Below are 20328 nucleotides of genomic sequence, written 5' to 3' on the forward strand. Positions count from 1 at the left end.
GAAGAGGCCTACGCACGCCTGAATCTCTTTTTCCTGCCCGTCAAGACTTACGATTATCCCCAACGGATTCACAATCGCTCACAGGGCATGCTTGGAGTCAAGTATCAAAAATCGTTCGCCCCGTTCATCCCAAAGGCCTAGAATGGCTTAAGAATCTTAAAACCCTGTATTGACAAGGTATTTTGGACGTACCAATAGCATTTCCATTGTGTCAAAAGGAAAAACTCTAGTAAAGACGAAAATACGCCCACAAAACTTAGCAATTAAGAAAGGAAGCAGGTTATCCACAAGTACAGACCTTTACTTCTCCTCAGATTCCTCTTCTTGAAGATAGGTCTGGCCCTGATAGCGCTGGGCTATCCAAACAAACAGCATAGAAGCCCCAAGCATCACTCCAGCGAAAAACCAATAATAGGAGGCCCCTTCAAGCATGGAACTCCCATCCTCATTTTGGATAAAAAAATTCACTAATGACGTAAAGGCATTCCCAAGAGATACAGACAAGAGGAATAACGCCATGACGATAGACTTCATTGCTCGTGGGGCCTGTGTATAGGAAAACTCCAAACACGTAATCGACACCATCACTTCAGCAGAAGTCATGACTACAAAAGCCAGCAGTTGCCATACGATATTCGGTCGAAGGCCTTCCGCAATTTGCATTTCAATTTGTGCCGACAGAACAAACGCCACGACTGTGATAAAAAACCCTATGGCAATTTTTCGTAACGGCGTGAGGGGATAAAATCTTTCCACCCAAGGGTATACCGCATAGGAAAATATCGGGATCAATATCATAATGAGAAAAGGATTGACCACCTGAATCTGGGAAGGCAACCATTCAATACCTAGCCAGAATAAGTCCATGTGCTTAGCTTGCAATACCCATGCGGAGCCCGTTTGGTCATAGAGTGACCAAAAGAACGCCGAAAAAATAAAAATGGGAATTAGCCGCCAGATGGCGTGGAGATTCTCTGAAGTCCTCAACTCACTAAGAAATTCCTTCCCCTTTGGCGGAATGTGTGCATACTCCCACCGTCCAATCCAAAACACCCAGGTGGCCAACAACATCAATAGCCCGGGTACCCCAAAAGCCATATGAGGCCCGACGTGGTACAAGAGCCAAGGCGTCAACAAAGTCGAGATACCCGCCCCAAGGTTAATGGAAAAATAAAACCAATAAAATGCCTTCGAGAGTAAATGTCGATTGGCAAAACCAAACTGATCACCAAGATTGGCAGAGACGCAAGGCTTAATGCCCCCAGAACCGATGGCAATCAGGGTTAACCCCACTGCCAGACCGAGTCGGGTTTGATCCACAGCCAAGGCCAGGTGGCCAATACAATAGACAATTGACAGCACAACAATAGTTCGAAATTTTCCCCAATAAACATCCGCAACCAACGATCCCAGGATCGGGAAAAAATATACGGCTGAGGCAAAGAGATGAAAATACTTTCTTGCTTCGGCTTCTCCCATTACATCAATGCTACCATCATGGTTCAGTAAGTACTCGGTCATAAACACGACCAAAATGGCCCGCATGCCATAATAACTAAAACGCTCTGCGGCCTCATTCATTACCAAAAAAGGAATAGCCGATGGCATCCGGTCAGTTGGCAGGGGAGTTGTTCGGTAAGATGTCATTTTCAGGATTAGAAAAATTAGAAAAAATAGCTGGTAAAGTTGATGCCCCTAGGACTTAGACCACTCTCAACCCAAATCAGTGTATAGCACAGAGAGTAGGGCTTGAGAAGGTAGAATACTATTGAACAAGTTGGGTGGAGGTAAATTGAGAGAGGACTTAGGATGAGCCAACAGATTGTGCGGCCAATCGTTTTTCAAGGGCCCGGCAGGCCCGACTACATTCTTTTTGAAACACAGTAATGAGTTTATCAATACCCTCAAGAGTGCCAGTTTCGCCTAATTTTTCTAATTCCATAGCACTGGCAGCTAAGGCCCGCGCTCCGATATTAAAACTACTTCCTCTCACGGCATGAGCCGCCTTGCGAAGAGCCATGAGATCTCGATCTTGAATGGCAGACTCAATAGCTGCCACATGTTTGGGTTGGTCTGTCAAAAACTGTTGAATGACCGATTGGAGAAAATCTGGCTGCTCGGCATCACCAAGGGACTCGAGTTCCTTGAGAACCTGTTCATCGAGACACCCTCCCCAAGACTCCTCCTGGCCAGTGAGAAAATTTCCTGCAGGAGTCTTGGGAAGCCACCGAAGTACAACCTCTTCGAGAGTCGCTGGCTTCACAGGTTTCGCAATATAGTCATCCATACCTTGTTCCAAACATTTCTCGCGGTCGCCTTTCATCGCATTTGCGGTCATGGCAATGATAGGAATATGAGTCAAATGCGGAAAGTCCGCCATTTCCCTTCCCCCTGGATTGTCCATATTCGCCTCACGCCTTCGAATGGCTTGCGTCGCTTCAAATCCATCCATTTCAGGCATCTGACAATCCATGAGAATCATATGATACTGTCCCTGCTCCCAAGCGTTCACTGCTTCAAGGCCATTTTTCACGACATCCGGGCGAAAGCCCAGGCGTTCCAGCATTCGCACCGCAACTTTTTGGTTCACTAGATTATCTTCTGCTAATAAAATATGGACCGCTTCTCTTCGTTGGACTTCCTTGACTGTATGTTGAGTGACCAGCTTTGCGGCATCGGTCTTTCCTTCGGCCCCCATCAACATCATTAAACTGTTAAACAGCACCACCTGGCGAATTGGCTTGGTTAAATAGGCTGCAATGCCCACTTGTTTGGCTTTCTCCGCATCTCCCCGTCGCCCCAAGGAGGTGAGCATGACCAGTTTCACCGAGGATAAAACAGGATCCCGTTGAATAGATTGGGCTAACGCAAGCCCATCCATGTGTGGCATCTGCATATCCAGCAGAGCAAGATCAAACTTGTTCCCATCTTCCGCGGCCTGCCGAAGAACCTGCAGGGCTGATGGCCCATCCAGCACACTCACACTCTGCATGTCCCAGGCTTTGACATAATATTCCAAAATTTTCTGGTTGGTGACGTTATCATCGACAATTAAGACGCGCAGACCTTTTAAATTCCCTCGTCCCCCGTCATTGGTCGGATCACCCACATGAGCTACTGGTTCCAAACATACTGTAAACCAAAATGTCGTGCCCTTCCCTGCCTCGCTCGTAAATCCGATTTGTCCGCCCATTAACTCCACTAATTGCTTACAAATCGCCAACCCTAATCCTGTTCCACCATACTTTCGGGTCGTTGAGCTATCGGCCTGGGTGAACGATTGAAATAATCGGGCTTGGTGTTCCATTGGAATACCAATTCCTGTATCAGCCACCTCCACTCGAAGTACGATTCCTCTTTGGCTATCGTGGACCTTATTGACACGAACCACCACTTCACCTTCTTCCGTAAACTTCACGGCATTCCCCACTAAATTAATCAACACTTGGCGAAGCCGCCCAGGATCTCCCTTCAATTCGTGTGGTATATCCGAATGCAAAAGGCAGGCAAGTTCAATGCCTTTGGCTTCTGCTTTCTCTGCTAGCAATTCCACCACTTCTTCCACGGCAACTCGAAGATCAAAATCAATAATTTCCAAATCAAGCTTGCCCGCTTCAATCTTGGAAAAATCTAGGATGTCATTAAGAATAGTGAGCAACGCTTCCGCAGAATTTCTCACCGTTTCAGCAAATTCCCGTTGTTCGGTGGACAAGGGAGTGTCAAGCAGCAATCCGGTCATGCCAATCACGCCATTCATCGGCGTGCGGATTTCATGGCTCATGTTAGCCAGAAACTCCGATTTGGTCCTGGCGGCCGCTTCCGAAGCTTCTTTGGCTCGCACCAATTCCTCTTGGACCTCTTTACGTTCGATGACGCGGCCCAATTGCACGCCCACGGATACCATCGAATCCAAAAGCCGATCATCAACTTCATTATGTTTATCTGAGAAAAACTCCATCACCGCCACCACATCCACTCCTACGACAATGGGCGATGCAAAACTTGATACGAAACCCACAGATTGGGCAAGGGATGAGCGAGTCGAGATCAAGTCTTTGCCCACATCATGCGTTACGATGGCTTGACGACTTTGATGAACCTGGCCGGGAAGGCATTCTCCCGAAGCCAGCGAGAGCCTGTCCGTTGCCGAACGAAACTCCCCATACCGAGTAGGATGATCCAGGAACCAAATATTCGTAGAAGTCAGCCGGTATTCTTCCCTGTTATACAACCACACATGCCCCACCGGCCATCCCAACAAGGAACATACCCAATTCAAGCTCGACTCCAACGCCAACTCCACGGTAGGGGCCTCGTTGGCTGCAGAGGCCACGCCTTGATGAAGCTGGACAAGCATCGTCTCTTGCAATAGGGCTCGTTCCGATTGGCGACGTTCACGGATATCCCTGAGGAAGGCGCTGAAGCAATGAGTATCCCCCATTCGTAGCGGACAGAGGGACATCTCCACTGGAAACTCTGTGCCTTCGCGGTTCATGGCCAAGGCCTCCGCTCGCCTGTTCAGTAACGTTCCGTCTCCAGCATCTAAAAAACGTTGGATGCCACGGCCATAACTCTCGCGATATTGGGAGCCCAAGACGACCTCCGTGAACACTTGCCCTTTCACCTCGTGCTCCTTCCATCCAAACAACCGTTCGGCTTGGGGATTCCAATGGGTAATCAGCCCATTGTCATCAAAGGTGACAATGGCGTCTAGGGCTTGTTCAATAATGAGGAGGGCCTGAAGACCTGCAAAGTTCTGTGACTCGCCAGATACCGAAGCAGCCTCGTGGGAAATTTTGTTCGGAAATGAATCAGTCATAAAGACAGAATCCAGACAAACCCTCACGGGATAATGAGAAATATCCGGTGAGGGTGATAAGGACCATTGCAGCCTTTAATTAAGAAATGAGAGTCGCTTCGTAGAACTCATGACAACCCACCTGTGGACACACGAATGCAGTGAGAATCGAAAATGCCATGCAAACTGTCTTGGAACTAAATTTTATTGGAAGTCAGCCCACCCTGATGGAGCCATTCCTTCACTTCGTCCTGGACCAAACGAAAGTGTTTCCCCACTTTATGAGCTGGCAATCCCCCATCATGAATGAGTTTATAGACCGATGACTTAGGGATTTTTAAAAAATTGGCCACGTCGGAAATAGTCAAGATTCCGTCGTTTAACATGGGAGCCTCCTTATCCTTACGGGATATTGGAGAAGGTCCTGATTGAGGAGCCGTGGGTTTTCTGAATGTCCCGTGAGCCATCCAGAATAGAGTGCCAAGAATCGGCGCCAGCGACCATTCTTGCTGTGCAAAAAAAAAGCACAAAGCAAGACCTTCACCAATTTTGTGAATGGCCTTCCCTCATGCCATCAACCAACAGGCCATGTATCCTGCGTGCTTGGCTGGAAGCCCTGTCATGCGCCTCAACTCGCGGCCCGAAGCCATTCATTAGGCACATCGTTAATTTATCGTCGGATTTACCGCCTGTTAACTCTTTTCGGTCTTAGCCTGGTAGACTTAAGCCTTTTTCGTCAGGGTTGAATGATTTTCTAAGACCGATTCCACTTGTCGTCGTAAATCTCCTAACAACTTCGACTTAAAGGCATCTTTGGTCTTCGTTAATACTTGAATGGTTTGATACATCACTTCTCTATAACGCTGGCAATGAGGACAAATCCCCTGGACGTTGAAATCAGTGTGTTCCCTATCATCACCCTGTTTGATGAAATCAATAGTAGTTTTGAGCCCTGTAGATACAGAAGCCAAATACCCAACGGCATGATCCAAATATTTGCTGATCGCCAACGGGCGGAAATCCTCACGAGGACTTGTGCCTCTCGTTGTCTCCACATTCTCAATAGCTTCGAGGGTGCCAATCAGAGCCGTCATCTCCTCTTTGGTTTTTCGAACCCTCCGAACGAATTGCCCTTTTTTTACAGCCGAGTCGATTAACCCCAATAACTCATCAAAATTAATAGGCTTTTGAAGGTAATCAAAGACTGCCATCCGAAAGGAATGCACCGCCGTGTCCACGGAAGGATAGCCCGTAATCACAATAATGGGCAATCCCAGGTATTTATCATGGACTGCATTCAGGAATTCCAATTGTCCATTTCCCGGCATATTGATATCACTGATTACCAAGTCATATTCGTTCTGTTGCAATAATGCCCTGGCTTCATTGGCATCCATCGCGCAATCACATTCATACCCTTGATCTCGCAATAAATCCGCGGTGGAATGCAAAAACGTCTTTTCATCATCAGCCAGTAAAATTTTGGCCGAACTAGCCATGGCCTTCCCCCTTCATCACAATTGCTGGTTCGCAAGATTCGCGTATGGCTTCAATCGTATACGGCAAATGGATAATGAATGTGGTCCCTACGGTCGGAACCGTTTGCACATCAATTCGCCCACCTAACGATTCAATCAGACTGCGTGAGACCGATAACCCCAGCCCCATGCCACCCTGACCCGCTCCAGACTTGGTTGTAAAAAATGGTTCAAAGATATGGGGCAGAACGTCATTTGCAATACCCCCTGCCTGATCAGTGACCACTAACCGAATGCCCTGATCATCCGTCTCGGCCGTAAGGCAAATGTTCTGATGGCCGGAACTTGCCTGAATCGCATTGTGCACAAGATTACAGAGGACTTGGGTAATATCCCGAACGGGCAATCGCACCAACGGCATAGACTGGGGAGCCACAATCTCTAAATGAGAATTGGAATCTTTTAACGCCGGTCCAATCATTAACGAGACATCGTGTAATATTTCATGGAGATTCACCGCACGGAGGACAGCCGGATCCGGTTGATAGAGTTGGTACATTCGCTTTGTTATGCCTGAGATACGATCAATCTCATTTTCAATTAAGCCCACGTACCTTGCTCTTGGATGAGTATCAGGGATGCTTCCCTTCACAAGACGGAATGCATTTTTGATCCCCGCCAACGGATTATTTATTTCATGAGCCACACCGGCCGCCACCTGCGCTAAGGCGGCTAATTTCTCTACTTCCATCCGGCGCTGTTCTAGTTCTCGAATCCTGGCAGCTCTTCGGTCAACTTCCTCTTCGAGTTTTTCCGTATACCGCATAACTTCTTGCTCCAAAAGCCGCCGATCAGAAATATCGCTAAAGGTCACGACTGCCCCCACGATGGCTCCATCCTCCACGATGGGCATTCTGAGATATTCCACGGGAAAGCGCGTGCCATCTTTTTTCTGAAACCAGTCCTCTCTCACGAATTGCCGAGCACCCCCATGAATGGGCGACGAAGAAAAACACCCTTGTCCCAAAGCGTCATTCCCTTTTGGGCAACAACCACCAAAATTGGCATGCATGGATCTCCCTACCAATTCCTCAATTTCCCAGCCCAACATTTTTGCGGCTGCCGGGTTGGCAAATAATGTATTCCCATCATGATCCAGTCCAACAATTCCATTTCCCGCCGATTGAAGAATAAGTTCATGTAACCGACCCAGACGATCGAATGCCGTTTCAGCCATTCGTCGTGCCCTCAAATCCTGATTCGCCCTCAACTGCGATTCTTTTTGGAGTTTGATCTGACGGTGCCAATCCGAAACATCTTCAATGCTCATCAAGGCAAGACTACACCCAAATTCCTCGGATGGAACCGCTGTGAAATGCGCACGGTAGTGCCGTTCGTCACGCAGCCCTCCGACAAACATCGAAAACGGATCATCTTGTTCGGACGAAAGACTCGAAGCTTCTCCCCTTTGAAAAACTAGTTGCAAAGACCGTTCATAGTCCGAATTCGCCAGCCAAGGTAACTGCGCAAAAAGAGACTTTCCTAGTATTTGAGTCCGGTGAATCTGACTCCACTCTTCGAGGCGCCGATTCCAAAAGACTACAGTCCAGTCCGATTTCAGCAGGCATACCCCTAGAGGAAGACAATCTAAAAACGCTTCCTCCCGCAAGCCATTCGTCAATTGAACTGTTGGAACGAAATACTCCATATTCCCTATTTTCCCCACCAGGGCATACTAGTGGTTCACCCCCATTCTTTAGTTTTTCTTTTACTTACTATAATATTACTATCGGTTGTTTCTTCCAAAACTTAAATCCGAAAATAAGCCACCCTCCTCCTTGCCACTTTTCACAGTGACAACCTTTTAAAGCCATCCAGGGTTTTCAAACCGGTAGCCTCTGACAATGGGCTTGGGGCAAGAAGGGCCTACATTTCTTTTAGAAGCCTTCTTCCGACCGTGGGTCTTCCTGAACCTTTGAACCTCCGGCCTCCTATCGGTATGGTGGCAGCCAACTATGCTTTATTGGCCGACCGCTATATTTTGGTTTATTAGCTTCTGGACGCTTGCCATACATTCCTCTTGCAATGTACTGGCATCGGAGAAAGAACCTATCGAAGTCCTTGACCCTATCGTGATTACTGCCACAGCGAGCCCCACTACCCTCTCTCAAGTCCCTGCGTCGGTGACAATCATCACCAGAGAAAAGATCGTACAGCAACAGGCCAACCGACTTAGCAGTATCTTGCAACAAGTTCCCGGAATTATTGTGGATGAAATGGGAGGACGAGGAGGTCTCAGTTCAGTGTACCTCAGGGGAGGAGACCCTAATTTCACCCTTATCATGATTGATGGCATTCCCCTCAACGATCCCAGTAATCAACGAGGCGGTTCAGTAAATCTTTCCATCCTCACACCCGAGCGTATTGAACGCATTGAAATTGTTCGAGGTCCTGCCTCAATCGTCTACGGGTCCGATGCCATGGCGGGAGCCATTAATATCATTACCAGAAAAGGGCAGAGCCATTCCAACTACCAAGCCACGGTCGAAGGTGGCCAATTTGGATATGGACGGAGCACCATTCTCGCTCAAGGGTCAGCCAAGGATGTTCTGTACAGCGGCTCGGTAGCTTTTACTCGTAACGATGAACAGGTTGAAGGCGATCGTTTTCAGAACATTAACACAGGGGGTAATCTAGCTTGGACATATGATTCGTCAGTGAATGTCCAGATGACAGGCCAATTCACTCAATCCGACATTCGGGCGTTCCCTGAAGGTAGTGGGGGATCGCGGCTCTCTATTTTAAGAGCCACGGAACAACGACTGACGAAGGAATTTCTTGTTGGGATCACCCTGACCCACCAGTTGTCCCAGACCTGGAAACAACAGTTCTCAAGCAATCTGTTTTATCGACAAGAGGATGTCAATAATCCAGGTGTCCTGGATACCGCCCGTACGTTTCGCAACCCTCCAACCATGTTTACAACCGATTTTTCTCGATACCGATTTCTCTGGACCTTGACTCAGGCATTCGCTGAAAATTGGAAACTATCCGGCGGCTTCCAACTCATTTATGAAGACGGACAACGAACCGGCACTCAACAACTTACCGCCCTAGGTTTACCGACGGATCAACGCAACGATTTTGCCAAAACGCGCACCACCCCCGCGGGATTTCTCGAAAGTGTCTGGAAGCCATTTTCCCATACCACTGTAACCTCCGGTCTTCGTATTGATGACCCCCAAGAGTTTTCTCCTGAAGTCACTCCTCGCGTAGCCATGAGCATTCAATTACTCCCGGAAACCTTTGTTCGGAGCAGTTATAGTGAAGGATTTAAACTCCCCAGCTTCAATGCGCTAGGTGATCCTCTTATTGGAAACCCGTCATTAGCACCGGAAAAGAGCCAAGGATGGGACATCAATGTGCACCAGGAGTTGTTTAACAAAAAGATCCAGCTTGATCTGACTTATTTTCACAATCGCTTTTCGAATGTAATCGACCTTGATCCCATACTTGCAAAGCAAAATGTCTTTTCTCTCGTGAATTTGAGCACGGTGATCACCAATGGGGTTGAATTTGAACTCACCACCCTGCCCTATCCCTGGCTCGAGGTCCAAGCCTTTTTCACTTATCTGAATACCGACATTCTTGGACTCACTGATTCTTTACGAAACCGACCAAACACCTTTGGTGGATTCATTCTGAATATTCGCCCAAATTCTCGCCTCCATATTCGGAGTGAGCTAAAAGCCGTAGGAAAACGATTCGACATCCAAATCCCTACCACCGAGACCACTGTTCCCAGCTATTATCGCGTGGATCTCACTGCCACATTGAGAGTCAATGACTCTTGGAAAATTTTCGTTGCAGGGGAAAACCTGACCAATGTGCAATACGAGGAATTTTTAGGATTCGAAGCACCGGGGGTATGGGGTCGATTTGGATTGGAATGTCAGGTGGGGGACTAACTTGATTGATTACGGTCGAGCAGTGGTCTAGTCTACATTTTTCTAAACTCCTACAAGTTCGGGCTGAGGATCTCCTGCGGCGCAGAGCTGATTGCGGCCGCTTTGCTTGGCTCGATAGAGCGCTTGATCTGCCCGCTCGATCCAATTGGCTGGAGTACCTCCCATAAGATATTCCGCCAGTCCAATAGAAACCGTGACCGACAACTGCAAGTCTTCATGTTCAAATAAAGTTTGTCTCACCGTGGCTAATAATCGTTCCCCAAGCACCCGCGCCGCCTCGAGACCAACACCCTGGATCACCACCGCAAATTCCTCACCGCCATACCTTGCGACAAAATCCGTCTTCCGGGGAAACGTTAATACTGTCCGTTTCGCGACTTCACAGATGACGGAATCCCCGGCCCGATGGCCATAGGAATCATTGACCCGTTTGAAATGGTCAATATCGATCATCATCAGGCAAGCTGGAGAATCCGAGAGAATACTCAAGGCACTCACTTGTTCAAGATGCTGATCCAGTGCCGCACGATTGTATAACTGCGTAAGACCATCCAAAGTCATTTGCTGACGTGTTTGACCCAGTTCGGCTTCCACTTGCTTGAGCTTTTCTCCAAGTTTTTCAACTCGAAGCCGTGCCTGCTGACTCCGATCCTCCACGAGCTTACTGAGGTCCTCCGCAGCAGCCAACACCTCACGCTTAATATCTTCTGGACTTCGGCTTGCGACCGCGTTTCTGAGGCGACCAATGTGCGCCTGCATATGTCCATCCACCCCCTGCTCTTGAATAAACGCCTGACTCACGGTACTCGTAAATGTCCAAATCACATCGCGCAGGGCATGAAACCCTTTGACGACATAATTCTTTTCATTTTGCCGATGACGATTTACAAACTGATTCAGGCCACCCCAATTTCGTCGGCCATCCGGATATTCCTCCCGCGCATCAGGATCGTCGGAAGTCGTTGTTCCTAACAACACATGACGTGCCCAGCGCTCAAAGTCCTTTTCAAAAGTTTCCGCATCGCCATTGTCGAGATCAAACGTATGCCGTCCCCAGGTCCGAAGAATTTTGGCGACAGCCTCAATCGCGGAATCTTGACTCTTCGACAAAGAGGCATCCGATCCGCCTTTTTCCCTTCCAGAGGAAACAGGGGAACGCTCAGATTCCGGTGAGTCATTTTGGCCCGACCACATTTTAAACATCAGGACATTCCCTCATGACGTATGCCCCTTAAAAAGACTTTCTCTCAATTTCTGATATTTTCTGCCCATTACCTGATTATGTTATCGGCAGTGCATGAGATTTCTTAATTGATGGAGTGGGGGAAAAGAAACAGAAGAATAGTCTCTCAGGAATCCAAGCATTCTTTCCTGGTTTCATTTAGTTTTTAGGAAAATTAAAGGAACAAGGCGTGGGGTTAATGATCCCATTCCACTTGACGGAGATTGAGTTGTCCATCAGAGCACGGATGGGTTCGATGGTGGACGACTTGTATATCCAAAGCATTTGAAACGAGGTAAACCCGCTCACCGACTTTTGGACTTTTTCCCTGGCTAATACAGTGGACGGACAAATCTAATAACCGATCAATAGCCGCACTACTTGATAGCCCGCGTGGAAGAAACACTTCAAATTCTTCCAGTCCAAATTTTGCCAGCCCGCGGGTGTGTAACCATTGACGTCCATCAAGCATATGCTCTTCCTCCTTGATACAGACATGGTCCCCAATGTGGAAATCATTGAGGGAGCAATCGCTCCAGTCGGAAGGATTGAAATGCCTTCCTGCAATCACATCGTAGGCTGTTCCGTCAGTAAGCAACGTTAAGCCTCTGGCCAGTCTTGAGAGAAAAAGCACGACATCCTGCTTCATACTTCCTACTGGTGAAGTAGACACGACTTCCACGACTTGGGCATGCTCCCAGCCCACTTGATCCTGCCATCGCGAAACTTCCTCGTCAGAACGGACCAGGGTGATCTTCGCTTGCCAGTCCACATGACGAGCTTCTATGGCATCATGGGAATCGGAATCCAGAAAACGTATATGAAGCGGACCTCCGTACTGTTGATCAAACCAGCCTGCAAAGAATCCTGGGGGCGGATACTCATCTCCTGAAAATCCTACAACAAAGCTTGGGCGTCTCCTAGGAGACGTCTTGGATTTGCGTTTAATTTTTTTCACTCAACCATTTTCTTTCTCTGAGTACGATGCCCAAAGCGAGTAGCGGAGATTTTAGAAATTTTTAGGGGGCAATACTCTAAGCACAGAAGATTTGAGAGGAAAAAGGCAGACATTTCCTTGCAATAATGATTTGAAGAATTCACCACTTGGTCTGTGGGGGGGGCCAGTCAATTTCGGCCTGGCATCCGCAGTAGTAACAGGCAATGCGGTACCGAGCACGGCGCCGAGGATTCGGCAAGGACGTAAAAACAATGGGTGCGGAATCGTGCGGACAAATGGGTTGAAGATGAAGCAAGTGCTCATCGATTATAGCTTCAAGTTCCGCCTCTTCCCAGGACTTCCCGATTTCTTCAAATCCTCGTAAGTGGTCTTCCCACCCACAAAGAAGGCAATGCACCTGAAAGGTCTTTACTCGGTCGTGAGGATGAGAGACCTCCACGCATTCCACCTGCCCAGCACACGAGGAAGTTCCACAAGCTATGGGTTCATGTTGCAAAGCCTTGATAAATGATTCAGGAGCACCCACCTTGGACCTCCGCAACTGAACTAAATCCCAGATCGTCTCGCTAAAGGAAGGCTGAGTAAAACAAGGGTCTCTCACTCACGCTTCCAAATTCTGGATGTAGCCTATCAGATTTAGGCTAATCGTGGAAGGAACCTCCCCTAACGACCAGCATCAATCTAGGGTCAAAAAGGAAATTCACAAAAGGGTCAGCCTAGTTTCGTGAGACATCAAACTCTGCAGCGCCTTGTTGCTTGCGCCGAGCCATGGCCAAACGCAGCCCTTCATAAATTTTCAGGGCACCTTCAGACCAGCTTGGATCAAAGGCAGATCCGCGAAATGCGGCTTCGGCTGCTTTTTTTTCGTCATAGGTCAAGGGTCGTGTTGATCGTGATGTTGTGTTCATGGCATTGCCCTCCTTATGAGATGTGTAGGCCAGTGGCCGAAGATAATCGTTTCCAAGCGGGAAACACATTCCAACGCATGAGGGATCATTGAGCAAAGCTCGTGCCGTGAACCTACTGAAAAAACAACCCGCGGCAACTCGAAGAAACAAGATTCAGATGAGATGATTGTCCAAATTTGGCACAACCCGTTTGATCAATATTCCACTGACCCTATTGGCCTATTGGAAAATAGTCCGACGGAGTTTGTGATGAATGGAGGGCAGGAAAGGAATAATAGAAACCTTTCAACACGTTAGAGCTTATTTATTAACTGTAAAATTTCATGACGCCCAAATTGGGGGCAAACCTAACTTCCCAGAACCTATTCAGGATTTCTAGTAAATGTTAAGCACAAACCCTGTACAAAACAATCTGCTCGACAATGTTAAATCCCGCGACATCCCACGAATGGGGGATAAATTTTCAACACGATGAGCCTGTCACTCTCCTTTCAAAATTCACCCATAGACACATGAAAATTTGTTCATAGAAAAAAGCCTCGCGCCGCGGATATCGGCATTGAGGGAAAAGACGAGTTATTAAGATAACCAGACCATCCGTTTAAAAAAGTATTCTTTTCAAATCCTACGCAATTCCCTTTAGATTTTTTCTAAAACCACCGACAAAACTTGGAGAAAAGTTAGAATTAACTCCCAATCGAAACCAAAAAAAGAGAATGGTGAGAGTCCAGAGGGTTTATAAATTTTTTTGCGAATAAATATAGACCCATCCGTTGGAAAAAACGATAATGAGTATGAAAAAAGAAGATCAGGACGCCCCATCATCCTCCAATCTTGAATCTACAAATCAAGCAGGAGAAGACCAACCTGCTTCAGCCGGAATCTCGCTCGACGATGAATGGGCCGCAGCTTTGGCGGAACAAGAACAAGGCGACCCCACGCCGGCAGCCCCCGATCCTCAAACCACGACCACAACGGAAACGCCCGCGCCCGAACCTTCACTCGACGATGAATGGGCCGCAGCCCTGGCGGAACAAGAACAAGGCGACCCCACGCCGGCAGCCTCCGATTCTCAAGCCACGGCCACACCCGAAACGCCCGCGCCCGAACCCTCGCTCGATGATGAATGGGCGGCGGCCCTGGCCGAACAAGAGCAAGGCGACCCCACGCCGGCAGCCTCCGATCCTCAAGCCACGACCACACCCGAAACGCCCGCGCCCGAACCCTCGCTCGATGATGAATGGGCGGCGGCCCTGGCCGAACAAGAGCAAGGCGACCCCACGCCGGCAGCCTCCGATTCTCAAGCCACGACCACAAAGGAAACAGCCGCACCCGAACCTTCACTGGAAGATGAATGGGCCGCGGCCCTGGCGGAACAAGGGCAACCAGATTCTCTTCCCGCACAAGAAGAACCTACTAAAGCAGAGAATTCACCCCAAATTCAGGATGAAGTCTCTGCCTCGCCCTTGGGAGATCCCGCAGATTCTTCTTCTACCGAGGATGAAGATTTAGAAAATGATTGGGCTGAGGTTCTTGAGGAACAAACTCAGAAAAGTCAGGAGAAGGAAACGCCACCCCCAGCACAAGATGCTGTTGCGGAGGATTCCGACCAAGTCGTCATGAATTGGCCTGGATCAGGTTCGGCCCAACCTTCACCACAACCCGCTTCCAGTGAGTGGAAACCCAAAACACTCTCAGCCAAACCTGAAAGTGCTACGGCAACTGAATTACCATCACCGGAAGAAATGCTCGCAGCCGTGGAAGCCTCCTCCAAAACCCCTGAGCCCTCAACCCCCCAAAAAGAAGAACAACTCGTTGCGACTGAACCTCCATCAGAATTGTCATTAGCCGCCGCCGCTGCACAAACATCTATTGATGCAGCCATATTAGGCGCGGATGAAATTACGGCAATTCTGCAAACCAACCCAACAAAAGAGCTGGCAGACCAGGCAGGATCAGAAACACCAACCGTCGCCAACGCCCCAAACGCCAAAGAGGTGGATCCCGCTCCACCCAATCCAACCCCACCACCTCCAGACTTAGAACCTCAAAGCACTGGAGAAGCGCCTGATCGATTTCGACGTCCTTTCTTTACGGGTAATGGCAGCACACTCTTTGGCATGTTCACCATTAATACGTTGCTCACGCTCCTGACCTTTGGCGTGTATTCATTTTGGGGTCGTACGAAAATTCGGCGATATCTTCACAGTCAAACGAAGTTTGCCGGAGCACGACTTGCCTTCCATGGAACCGGGGAAGAACTCTTTAGAGGATGGATGAAGGCGGTTTTGGTTTTCGGGATTCCCTACGCGGCACTCAACGTGGTCAGTACACTCCAAACCGAGGCAACGTTTCAGTGGGGAGTCAATATCATCGCAGGTCTATTGATTTTTTGCTTTATTCCCATTGCGATTGTGGGATCGCACCGCTACCGTATGACCAGGACTTCTTGGCGTGGCATATACTTTTCCTTCCGCCACTCGGCCAAAGATTTCTTTAGGCTCTACCTTAAAGGCACCTTCCTCTCGGTTTTCACATTGGGTATCTATTACCCAGTGTTTGAGAATGCCAAACGAACCTTTTTAGTTTCAGGGACACAATTTGGCAGTCGCACGTTTGATTTTGATGGAAATGCCAAGACCCTAGGATCAATCTATTTCAAGGCCTTTCGAATTCTAGTGTTAACTTTAGTGACTGCAGAAGTTGTCCTATTGGCTACCTCATTTCTTACCGGTCGGACCCACCCAGATCAGATGATAGACATTGTCTTTTGGGCCACGGTGGGTATGGTCTCCATGGTCGTACCGTTTATCATTGGATTGTGGTTTTGGTTTCAAGCGACCAAGCAACGTTATATGTGGAGTCATACTACCTTTGGTGGCGCCCGTTTTCGAGCGACCATGAAGGGAAAAGATGTCTTCGAACTGAAAGTGACGAATTTGCTCCTACTACTCTTTTCCCTAGGACTGGCTTGGCCTTGGGTCCAAACGCGAAACTTACAATTTTTGTATTATCATGTTGGACTCCAAGGTCCCTTGAATCTTCAGAATATCGTTCAAGAAGCCGGTACGGCGTCACCCATGGGAGAAGAACTCGCCGGATTCTTTGACACGGGATTTGATCTCGGATAACCATTCTCCCCCTTTTCAGATAGCCCTCCACGGGTTACAAGGCAACCCTGTTTGCCGAAACTACCAGCTCCAGGTTCACTCATGTCGAAAACCTCAACTTGGCACGGGCAATATTTTGATGGTCACAGTCCCATGGCCCATCCAGTGTCGATTGACATCACGGCCACAGGGCTCACAATTCAGGGAATTTCCAGTCAGGCCATTCTGTGGCCGTATAAAGATCTTCAGCAAACTCAAGGCGGCTATCAAGGGGAGGAAGTTCGGTTGGAACGACGAGGTTCCTACCATGAGCTCCTGGTCTTGGACAATGCAGAATTTTTAACTGCCCTCCATTTTCTCGCGCCCGGTAAGGTCAGTCATTTACATAACCCTAATACACGCAGCCGCCGCATTTGGCTCACCGCAGCCGCAGGGATCCTCGCCATTCCACTCATTTGGTTGGTATATGCCAAGGGAGTCCCGGCTTTGGCAGGGCCTTTGACCAACCTCATTCCATACTCTTGGGAACAACAACTCGGAGGAGCCCTCGTCGAAGAAATTGCCCCGGTAGATGAACGATGTTCCGACCCACGCCTCGTCGAAAAAACCAATGCCCTGGTCCACGCATTAGTATCGACCGTAGGCTCCGTGCCTTACACATTTCGCACTGTCATCGTGGACAAACCGATTCTCAATGCGCTGGCGCTTCCAGGTGGATATATCATTATCTTTCGAGGATTGCTTGAAAACACGGAGACCCCAGAAGAACTCACCGGCGTGTTGGCCCACGAAATCCAACATGTTCTCCAGCGGCACGGCATGCGTCTTCTCGTACAAAATATGACGCTGGGGTTATTAATCGGCGCATTAACGGGAGACGTCAGCGGCATCATGGCTTTTGTCTTCGAAGGCGCTCACGTGCTGCAATCATTATCCTATAGTCGAGGCGCGGAGGAAGAAGCCGATCGCAAAGGGATGGCCTTGCTTCTTGCGGCAGGAATCAACCCAGAAGGTATGCTTAGCTTTTTCGAATATTTACGAGAACAACGTGGGGGGGGGTACCAGGACTCTCTATGGCGCTATCTTTCAACACATCCCCCGGCAGGCGACCGAGTTGCCAAACTTCAAGCGCAAGTCCACAAGGCCAACCAGCCCGTCCATAGCCTGTTTCCATTGGACGATTGGCAACAGATCACCAATCTTTGTCATGAACGGGAGATCACCAACCCCAGGAAAAAAGTTGGTCGGGGAAAACGACACTAAGTCTGAAAGGAAATCACGGGATATACAACTAACAGGTACACCGCGCGTTTAAACCCAAAATCATAGCCATTGATTGCGGATAACAGGTACCATCCAATCGCCTTCGAGTACTCCTGCTTTTCTTCATAGATCAGACCGATTCCATAATACGCCCATTCATCTCCTCCCCTTGCCGCTCGCCGCAACCATTCGTGGGCCTTATCAAAATCCTTCTCCACGCCATGCCCTTGCATATGCAAATAGCCAAGACGAGACTGGGAATAGCTGTTGGCGAGCGCCGCACCGCGTTCATACCACATCCGAGCTTGAGCATAGTCTTTCTCGATCCCAACCCCGTGTTCGTAGAAATGTCCAAGATTCGCCATTGCCTCACCTTCGCCATTTTCCGCGGCGGCTTCATACCATTTCTTGGCTTCTTGGAAATTTTCCTCCCGGCCATTTCCATATTGATAAAACTCACCGAGTTTCAATTGTGCAAGAGCATAGCCTTGTTCGGCCGCCTTCTGATACCAAGTGAAACTTTCCTGAAGGTCAACCGGTCGCCCATCACCATTTTCAAACATCTGCCCCATCAAATATTCCGCCTCAGCATACCGCAGATCTGCGGCCCGGCGTGCCCAAGTATATTCCCCTTCGAAATCTCCTTGATCGCCAAGCGCCAGGGCCAAATTGAATTGACCAATGGGTGATCCCTGTTCTGCGGCGCGACGATACCACACAATCTCCGCTTTAGCATTTTGCCGTACCCCATCCCCACGCCCAAACATCAGACCCAACATACTTTGAGCTACGGAATAACCTTGCACCGCTGACTTTTCATACCAGTTATGTGCTTTTTGAAAATCTCTATTGGCGGAACTCAAGTTGTAATAGATCCAGGCAAGACCGGCTTGGGCATGCCCATCCCCTGATTCTGCTTCGGTCTCAAGGTCATCCAATATCTGGGCAAACACCTGGATGCCCTTGCCTTGATCAGCCGGCACTCCCAGACCTTTATAAAAAGCCATGCCCATCAAAAATTGACCAAAGACATCCCCTTGCTGTGCTGAAGCCAAAGCGTAGGCCAAACTTTTCTGTAGGTGGGTTCCGGTTCCCAACCCATTGCTCAACATATCCGCGAGGATGGCTTGAGCGCGGGGATGATCATACTCCGCAGCTTTCGACAACCACACAAACGCTTCCTCATAATGCTGGGAAACATCTTGCGCCCAATAATAGCCGAGACCTTTGGCAAAAAATTCTTTGGCGAGTTCATTTTTTCCCGATTCCCCCCATCCAAGTGTAGGGCTCACCAAGAACCCTCCAACAATGAGTAAAAAAATACTCAAATATTTCCTTGCCTGAATTGGGATGGCGACTGTTAGGTTAAACATGGATTTGATCATCAATACATCAAGTGAAAAAGTTTTCAATCTGAGGTAAGCACCAAGGGCGATATGGTCAGGGAAAAACTCCTCAAGGTACACCAACAACTATCTTCTCCTTGTGGGGTTCACCTAACGAGGGATATAACTGAGACGATGACGTGGCATATTCGAATTGTCCAGGGATCGGGGCCCTGACTTTTGATTCTTCTTGGGGTTGCCGAATTTTTTTGGTATAGACCACCACCGTCCCAGCCAACTTATCGTGCCAGCCTTGTTTTCTGGGATCAAAGGCGGCATGGATAAATCCCCAACAAAGAGGGATCGAGGAAACAAAATACCCAATGTATCGTTTTACCAATTGCCGCTGCGTCGGTTGTCCGCCAGTGGTGGAATCCACCAGACGTGCACCAATGGCCATTTTTCCTGGAGTCGCCGAACAATAAATCCAAAACATCACAACCGCGGCAGCCGGAAACATCCAGGAAAGAAGTAAATCCACGGAGCCTTCCACTAACGCCCAAGACTCCAAATATCCCCAACCATATACCACAAGGAGCAATGGGTACGTCACGATGGTGAGCAATACCGTATCCAATAAGGAAGCCATAAACCTCGCCCAAAATCCCACATACGCTCCCTTTAGTTCAGGGGGTTCAATGGGCGGCCAGGCCTTCGTATATTCACGTTTTGTTCTCATCTCCGGGGCATCTCGCTCACAAATATTTTTAAAAAATTTTCAGGACACATGAAAAAAACTAGTCCTATTCATCATGTCGGATTAATGAACCTAACCCTTGAATAATCAAGCCAAACGAATTCTGACCAACACCAAAAAACAAAAAACCCCTGCCAAGGGCAGAGGCTTCAAAGACAGGTCACAAAAAACTGGGCTAAGGTTATTTCTTAAAAAAACTGATGTGGTCCTTATACTCTTGCACCGCAGCCTTTAATGCGGCCTTGCCCCGTGGGATATTGGCTTCCAAGGTATCTTCAATGTCTTCGCTATCAATGACCACATCATACTTTTCCTGTACATTCGTCATGACTAACCCTTTTTCCACCCGCCGAGGCATATAGATCTCCGTCCATACCTCTTTTTCCACCAAACACACATCACAAAATCGATCATATAACATTTCCAAACGCTCAGGATCTGTTTCTTTCATGCTCCAAAACTCCTTCTATGGGTGACGCTCTTATTCTCTCAGACAGCTGCGAGACTAGATAAGATATGCCACTGCCGTCAATGGGACAAG

At 48.5% G+C, this 20328-nt stretch carries 14 protein-coding genes and 1 pseudogene; 3 read left to right on the forward strand and 12 right to left on the reverse strand.

Translation table 11 applies throughout. The annotated features are described in order from the left end of the window. Positions 1 to 300: 300 nt before the first annotated feature. The 5 genes from PPG34_RS07145 to PPG34_RS07165 form a co-directional block, all read right to left on the reverse strand. Entirely contained in the window at positions 301 to 1581 is a 1281-nt protein-coding gene (locus tag PPG34_RS07145) for a POT family MFS transporter (RefSeq protein ID WP_313832484.1), read from the reverse strand. A 223-nt stretch (positions 1582 to 1804) separates the two neighbouring features. Beyond that, on the reverse strand, positions 1805 to 4819 hold the full coding sequence (locus PPG34_RS07150; protein WP_313832485.1) for a hybrid sensor histidine kinase/response regulator: 3015 nt from the start codon (positions 4817 to 4819) through the stop codon (positions 1805 to 1807). A 176-nt stretch (positions 4820 to 4995) separates the two neighbouring features. Continuing rightward, positions 4996 to 5184 carry a helix-turn-helix domain-containing protein gene (locus PPG34_RS07155; protein WP_313832486.1) on the reverse strand — a complete coding sequence of 63 codons (189 nt, stop codon included), beginning with the start codon at positions 5182 to 5184 and terminating at the stop codon, positions 4996 to 4998. A gap of 336 nt (positions 5185 to 5520) precedes the next feature. Next, positions 5521 to 6297, reverse strand: coding sequence for a response regulator (locus PPG34_RS07160; protein WP_313832487.1), 777 nt, complete (start codon positions 6295 to 6297; stop codon positions 5521 to 5523). Beyond that, positions 6290 to 7984, reverse strand: coding sequence for a PAS domain-containing sensor histidine kinase (locus PPG34_RS07165; protein WP_313832488.1), 1695 nt, complete (start codon positions 7982 to 7984; stop codon positions 6290 to 6292). Before PPG34_RS07165 ends, PPG34_RS07160 begins: the two co-directional genes overlap by 8 nt. A 307-nt stretch (positions 7985 to 8291) precedes the next feature. On the opposite strand from PPG34_RS07165, the gene PPG34_RS07170 reads away from it, so the two are divergent. After that, positions 8292 to 10244 carry a TonB-dependent receptor plug domain-containing protein gene (locus tag PPG34_RS07170; protein WP_313832489.1) on the forward strand — a complete coding sequence of 651 codons (1953 nt, stop codon included), beginning with the start codon at positions 8292 to 8294 and terminating at the stop codon, positions 10242 to 10244. A 42-nt stretch (positions 10245 to 10286) separates the two neighbouring features. Here PPG34_RS07170 and PPG34_RS07175 read toward each other — a convergent pair whose 3' ends face one another. From PPG34_RS07175 to PPG34_RS07190, 4 genes are all read right to left on the reverse strand, one after another. Next, positions 10287 to 11447, reverse strand: a complete 1161-nt coding sequence (locus PPG34_RS07175) for a GGDEF domain-containing protein (protein ID WP_313832490.1) — start codon at positions 11445 to 11447, stop codon at positions 10287 to 10289. Between the two features lie 215 nt (positions 11448 to 11662). Continuing rightward, positions 11663 to 12424 (reverse strand): hypothetical protein, encoded by a 762-nt coding sequence (locus tag PPG34_RS07180; protein ID WP_313832492.1) that lies wholly within the window; start codon positions 12422 to 12424, stop codon positions 11663 to 11665. 139 nt (positions 12425 to 12563) lie between these two features. Next, on the reverse strand, positions 12564 to 12950 hold the full coding sequence (locus PPG34_RS07185) for a hypothetical protein (protein ID WP_313832493.1): 387 nt from the start codon (positions 12948 to 12950) through the stop codon (positions 12564 to 12566). Positions 12951 to 13140: 190 nt separating this feature from the next. After that, the gene (locus PPG34_RS07190; protein WP_313832494.1) at positions 13141 to 13332 is read right to left on the reverse strand and encodes a hypothetical protein; all 192 of its coding nucleotides are present in this window, start codon (positions 13330 to 13332) and stop codon (positions 13141 to 13143) included. Between the two features lie 788 nt (positions 13333 to 14120). Between PPG34_RS07190 and PPG34_RS07195 the strand changes: the two genes are divergently transcribed. Then, on the forward strand, positions 14121 to 16463 hold the full coding sequence (locus tag PPG34_RS07195; RefSeq protein ID WP_313832495.1) for a DUF898 family protein: 2343 nt from the start codon (positions 14121 to 14123) through the stop codon (positions 16461 to 16463). An 81-nt stretch (positions 16464 to 16544) separates the two neighbouring features. Beyond that, positions 16545 to 17705, forward strand: coding sequence for a M48 family metallopeptidase (locus PPG34_RS07200; protein ID WP_313832496.1), 1161 nt, complete (start codon positions 16545 to 16547; stop codon positions 17703 to 17705). Here PPG34_RS07200 and PPG34_RS07205 read toward each other — a convergent pair. The 3 genes and pseudogenes from PPG34_RS07205 to PPG34_RS07215 form a co-directional block, all read right to left on the reverse strand. Then, entirely contained in the window at positions 17702 to 19078 is a 1377-nt protein-coding gene (locus PPG34_RS07205) for a tetratricopeptide repeat protein (RefSeq protein ID WP_313832498.1), read from the reverse strand. The two genes, PPG34_RS07200 and PPG34_RS07205, sit on opposite strands and share 4 nt — an antisense overlap. A 217-nt stretch (positions 19079 to 19295) precedes the next feature. Beyond that, positions 19296 to 19769, reverse strand: a pseudogene (locus PPG34_RS07210) (RDD family protein); the annotation flags it as partial. A 199-nt stretch (positions 19770 to 19968) separates the two neighbouring features. Further along, on the reverse strand, positions 19969 to 20238 hold the full coding sequence (locus PPG34_RS07215; protein ID WP_313832500.1) for a hypothetical protein: 270 nt from the start codon (positions 20236 to 20238) through the stop codon (positions 19969 to 19971). Between the last annotated feature and the right edge of the window lie 90 nt (positions 20239 to 20328).

The sequence above is a fragment of the Candidatus Nitronereus thalassa genome, from assembly GCF_032191465.1.
Lineage (GTDB): Bacteria > Nitrospirota > Nitrospiria > Nitrospirales > UBA8639 > Nitronereus > Nitronereus thalassa.

Coding starts and splice junctions, on each gene's coding strand:
- PPG34_RS07145 (WP_313832484.1), bottom strand. CDS start 1,581: ATGAATGAGGCCGCAGAGCGTTTTAGTTATTATGGCATGCGGGCCATT.
- PPG34_RS07150 (WP_313832485.1), bottom strand. CDS start 4,819: ATGACTGATTCATTTCCGAACAAAATTTCCCACGAGGCTGCTTCGGTA.
- PPG34_RS07155 (WP_313832486.1), bottom strand. CDS start 5,184: ATGTTAAACGACGGAATCTTGACTATTTCCGACGTGGCCAATTTTTTA.
- PPG34_RS07160 (WP_313832487.1), bottom strand. CDS start 6,297: ATGGCTAGTTCGGCCAAAATTTTACTGGCTGATGATGAAAAGACGTTT.
- PPG34_RS07165 (WP_313832488.1), bottom strand. CDS start 7,984: ATGGAGTATTTCGTTCCAACAGTTCAATTGACGAATGGCTTGCGGGAG.
- PPG34_RS07170 (WP_313832489.1), top strand. CDS start 8,292: ATGCTTTATTGGCCGACCGCTATATTTTGGTTTATTAGCTTCTGGACG.
- PPG34_RS07175 (WP_313832490.1), bottom strand. CDS start 11,447: ATGTTTAAAATGTGGTCGGGCCAAAATGACTCACCGGAATCTGAGCGT.
- PPG34_RS07190 (WP_313832494.1), bottom strand. CDS start 13,332: ATGAACACAACATCACGATCAACACGACCCTTGACCTATGACGAAAAA.
- PPG34_RS07195 (WP_313832495.1), top strand. CDS start 14,121: ATGAGTATGAAAAAAGAAGATCAGGACGCCCCATCATCCTCCAATCTT.
- PPG34_RS07200 (WP_313832496.1), top strand. CDS start 16,545: ATGTCGAAAACCTCAACTTGGCACGGGCAATATTTTGATGGTCACAGT.
- PPG34_RS07205 (WP_313832498.1), bottom strand. CDS start 19,078: ATGTTTAACCTAACAGTCGCCATCCCAATTCAGGCAAGGAAATATTTG.
- PPG34_RS07215 (WP_313832500.1), bottom strand. CDS start 20,238: ATGAAAGAAACAGATCCTGAGCGTTTGGAAATGTTATATGATCGATTT.